The 4,160-nt window shown below is 70.8% G+C and carries 5 protein-coding genes and 1 riboswitch; of the genes, 4 read left to right on the top strand and 1 reads right to left on the bottom strand.

Features of this window, described 5'->3' with window-relative positions; genetic code table 11:
• Nucleotides 1-600: an XRE family transcriptional regulator gene (locus EBH09_RS31310; protein WP_121750226.1), complete on the top strand. Its 600-nt coding sequence runs from the start codon at nt 1-3 to the stop codon at nt 598-600.
• A complete protein-coding gene (locus tag EBH09_RS31315; RefSeq protein ID WP_121750227.1) occupies nt 597-719 on the top strand; it encodes a DUF6126 family protein in 123 nt (40 codons plus the stop codon). The genes EBH09_RS31310 and EBH09_RS31315 overlap by 4 nt, the downstream gene beginning before the upstream one ends.
• Before the next feature lie 9 nt (nt 720-728).
• On the opposite strand, the gene EBH09_RS31320 is transcribed toward EBH09_RS31315, so the two are convergent.
• Nucleotides 729-1,526: a tyrosine-protein phosphatase gene (locus EBH09_RS31320; protein ID WP_121750228.1), complete on the bottom strand. Its 798-nt coding sequence runs from the start codon at nt 1,524-1,526 to the stop codon at nt 729-731.
• 423 nt (nt 1,527-1,949) lie between these two features.
• Nucleotides 1,950-2,109: riboswitch (cyclic di-AMP (ydaO/yuaA leader) on the top strand.
• A 2-nt stretch (nt 2,110-2,111) separates the two neighbouring features.
• On the opposite strand from EBH09_RS31320, the gene EBH09_RS31325 reads away from it, so the two are divergent.
• The gene (locus EBH09_RS31325) at nt 2,112-3,071 is read left to right on the top strand and encodes a M23 family metallopeptidase (RefSeq protein ID WP_121750229.1); all 960 of its coding nucleotides are present in this window, start codon (nt 2,112-2,114) and stop codon (nt 3,069-3,071) included.
• 204 nt (nt 3,072-3,275) lie between these two features.
• Nucleotides 3,276-4,061: an SGNH/GDSL hydrolase family protein gene (locus EBH09_RS31330; protein ID WP_121750230.1), complete on the top strand. Its 786-nt coding sequence runs from the start codon at nt 3,276-3,278 to the stop codon at nt 4,059-4,061.
• Nucleotides 4,062-4,160: the final 99 nt, after the last annotated feature.

The raw sequence follows: 4,160 nt of genomic DNA on the forward strand, positions 1-4,160 counted from the left end.
GTGTCCGTCGTGGCACCGCAGCTGCGCGCCCTGCGGCGCAGGGCCGCCCTCACCCTGGAGGCGGCGGCCCGGGCCGCCGGGCTGTCGCCCGCCCACCTCTCCCGCCTGGAGACCGGGCAACGCCAGCCCTCGCTGCCGATGCTGCTCTCCCTCGCCCGTGTCTACGGTACGACCGTCTCGGAGCTGCTCGGTGAGACGGCCGCGGACCGGGACGCCGTCGTGCGTGCCGACGCCATGGAGCCGACGTTCGCGGGCGGCTGGACGTACTGGCAGGCCGGCGGGGCCGGGCGCGGGATGCAGGCTCTGCGGGTCCATGTGCCGCACGGCTCACAGGGTGACATCGTGCGAGTGCATCCCGGTGAGGAGTGGCTGCACGTCCTGCGCGGCCGGCTGCGTCTGCGCCTCGGGGACACCGTGCACCGGCTCGGTCCGGGTGACAGCGCGCACTTCGACTCGCTGACCCCGCACCGGATCGCCGCTCAGGACGCCGACGGGGTCGAGCTCCTCTTCGTCCACACCCTGCTGCAGAGCCCGGCGACGGCGCTGTGCCTGGGACCGGTCACCACGCCGGCCCACCCCACCCTCGGAGAGACGCCATGAACCTGCAGGAGAAGTTCCCGCGCGCCCTGTGGGTGCGGCTCTTCATCTACCTCGTCGTGGGCCACGTCTTCGCGGCCTTCATCTACCTGCTCTTCGAGGTGGGCGCCAACAGCCGGTGAGCGGGCGGCTCAGTCCAGCATCCGCTCGCGCAGCCGCTCCCGGGTCTCCGGCGTGATCCGCAGGCCCTTCTCCAGGTATGCGTCGACCCCGCCCCAGACCTCCTCGACGGTCTCGAAGGCCGCCGCCAGGTACTCGACGCGCGCGTCGAAGAGGGGGCTGAGCAGCTCCATGACCTCGGGGGAGTACGCGGAGGCGGCGGAGCTGCTGCGGCGCACCTTGTAGCGGCGGTGCGTGGCGTTCGACTTGAGGTAGTCGTCGACGATGGCGTCGCGCTCGACGCCCAGGGCGAGCAGGGCGATCGCGATCGACAGGCCCGCACGGTCCTTACCGGCCGCGCAGTGCATCAGGGCGGGGACGCTGTCCTCCGCGAGCGCGTGCAGCACCCGGGAGTGCTCCGCCGTGCGCTCCTTGATGATCATGCGGTAGGACTCGATCATCCGGTTGGCGGCCTTGTCGTCCGCCAGGATGTCGCGCAGCTGGTCGAGGTCGCCGTCGCGGACCATCTTCCAGAACTCGGCACCGTCGGCCGGATCGCTCAGCGGCAGGTTCACATTGCGTACGCCGGGCAGTTCGACGTCCGGCCCCTCGAGCTTCTGGTCGGCCGCGTTGCGGAAGTCGAAGATGGTGTGCAGGCCCAGCGAGGCCAGGAACGCGGCGTCCTCCCCGGTGGCGTGCGCCAGGTGGCCGCTGCGGAACAGCACCCCTTCTCGCACCCGCCGCCCGTCCACGGTCGGCAGTCCGCCCACGTCACGGAAGTTACGCACACCGGCCAGCTCGGGTTCGGTCGACGGGACCTGCTGCGTCACGGGGGCTCCTCCCACTCCGCCCCGCCGGCGCTGCTCGCCGACGGGCACCACTCGAAGATACGGCACGGTCCGGGGACCTCGGCGGTCCATCCGTCCGACTGTGTCAGTTCTGGGGCTTCTGTCTGAAATGGCGCCTTCATTCCAACTAGCGCTGAAATGAAAGGGGCTGGAGAGGCGGCGCGTGAGCAGCGTCATATCCGTGACCGTGCGTTGCCCGTCATGTTCACGTAATTTGGCCGGTTTTCAAGGCTGTTTACGCGAAAGGGCACTGGGCGAATCGACGGAGGGTGACCGGTAATTCCCGTAGAGGATCAATCGGAACACCCGTCAATGGAACCCCTCGCTTGTCCCCGCGCGTCTTGGTCCCTTACGTTCACCACCGATCCGGACGGACGCCTAATCCTGCCGCCGACCGGAGCCCGCACTCATCCACCACCCGTACACGGCAGGAACGGGGGACCCACAGGTACAACTGCCTGTTCCGGTTCCCGGAACGGCTTGGGGTTAAGCCGCGTCTCGGCGCGGCCGGGCATCTCCAGCTCGCACCCGACAGCTCACCTCGTAGGCGCCGGAGAGGAAATCGCCATGCCCGCGAAGGGTAAGCACCGCCGTACCAGGGCCATGCGCCTGACCCGCACCATCGCCGTCGCCGGAACCGGTGGCGCCGCGCTCGCACTGCCGCTGCTGGGTGCCGCCGGCGCCCACGCCGCTCCCGCGCAGTCCGTCTCCGAGCAGGCCGTGCAGTCCATACCGACGAGCGCGAAGAAGGCCGCCGGCAGCAGCGCCGAGAAGAACTCGGACTCGCGGACGTACACCGTGAAGAGCGGTGACTACCTCTCGAAGATCGCCGACGAGCAGGACGTCGACGGCGGCTGGAAGAAGCTGTACGCGGACAACCGCGACGCCGTCGGCTCGGACCCGTCGCTGATCCACCCCGGCCTGAAGCTCTCGGTCGGCGAGCGGGCGGCCAAGTCCTCGGCTCCCTCCTCCGCCGAGTCGGAGAAGCCGGCCGAGAAGCCCGCCGCGCCGAAGAAGTCGTCCTCCGAGAAGTCCGAGTCGGCCGAGAAGTCGTCGGACGCCGCGAAGACCTCGTCCTCCGACTCCTCGAACGCGAGCGCCCAGTCCGCCGGTACCACCAGCGGCTTCACCTCGCCCGTGCCCGGCGGCAGCGTCGGCACCCCGTACCACCAGACCGGCAGCATGTGGTCCAGCGGCTACCACACCGGCACGGACTTCGTCGTCCCGACCGGCACCTCGCTCAAGGCCGTCGGCGCGGGCACCGTCGTCTCCGCCGGCTGGGGCGGCGCGTACGGCAACCAGGTCGTCATCCAGCTCGCCGACGGCCACTACGCCCAGTACGCCCACCTGTCCTCGCTCTCCGTCTCCGCCGGTCAGTCCGTGACGGCGGGTCAGCAGGTCGGTCTCTCGGGTGCCACCGGCAACGTGACCGGTCCGCACCTGCACTTCGAGATCCGCACCACGCCCGACTACGGCTCGGACGTGGACCCGATCGCGTACCTGCGCTCGCACGGCGTCTCTCTCTGACGACCGCTCGGGCGCGGCCTCCGCGCCGCTGAAGGCCGGACCCCGATCCCCGGGTCCGGCCTTCGGTGTATTCCGGAATTGACGAACACTTTAGGCGTGGTTCTTCTCACCGCCCGTCAACCGTTTCCTACGGTCGCGTAGGTCACATTCCAAGGTGAATCATGGGCCGATGTGGCAGACGATTCGAAGAGTGACAGCAGAGAAGTGATCGGGTCGTACGTGGCGGTGGGGGACAGCTTCACCGAGGGCGTGGGCGACCCGGGCCCCGACGGGTCGTTCGTCGGCTGGGCGGACCGGTTGGCCGTATTGCTCGCGGACCGGCGCCCCGAGGGCGACTTCAGGTACACGAACCTCGCCGTGCGCGGCAGGCTGCTCGACCAGATCGTGGCGGAGCAGGTCCCGCGGGTCGCCGAACTCGCGCCGGACCTGGTCTCGTTCGCGGCGGGCGGCAACGACATCATCCGGCCCGGCACCGATCCGGACGAGGTGGCCGAGCGGTTCGAACGCGCGCTGGCCGCGCTGGCCGGGGCGGCCGGCACCGTCCTGGTGACGACCGGCTTCGACACCCGCGGGGTGCCCGTCCTCAAGCATCTGCGCGGCAAGATCGCGACCTACAACGGGCACGTCCGTGCCGTCGCCGACCGCTACGGATGCCCCGTACTCGACCTGTGGTCGCTCCGGAGCGTCCAGGACCGCAGGGCGTGGGACGCCGACCGGCTGCACCTGTCGCCGGAGGGCCACACCCGCGTGGCGTTGCGCGCGGGCCAGGCCCTCGGCCTGCGTGTCCCCGCCGACCCGGACCAGCCCTGGCCGCCGCTGCCGCCCCGCGGCACCCTGCACGTCAGGCGCGACGACGTGCAGTGGGCACGCGAGTACCTGGTGCCGTGGATCGGACGCCGGCTGCGAGGCGCGTCGTCGGGCGACCACGTGACCGCGAAGGGGGCGCTGTCGCCGGACGACATCAAGGTGCGGATCGCGGCGGTGGCCTGACGGCGGTGTGCGGCGTGCGGCTTGCGGCGCGGTGTGGGGCGTGCGGCGCGGTGTGCGGCGTAGGGCGGACGGTCGCGGAGGCGCTTCGCCGGCTGCGCG

It is taken from the genome of Streptomyces sp. E2N166 (assembly GCF_003671715.1).
GTDB lineage: Bacteria > Actinomycetota > Actinomycetes > Streptomycetales > Streptomycetaceae > Streptomyces > Streptomyces thinghirensis.

Coding starts and splice junctions, on each gene's coding strand:
- EBH09_RS31315 (WP_121750227.1), top strand. CDS start 597: ATGAACCTGCAGGAGAAGTTCCCGCGCGCCCTGTGGGTGCGGCTCTTC.
- EBH09_RS31325 (WP_121750229.1), top strand. CDS start 2,112: ATGCCCGCGAAGGGTAAGCACCGCCGTACCAGGGCCATGCGCCTGACC.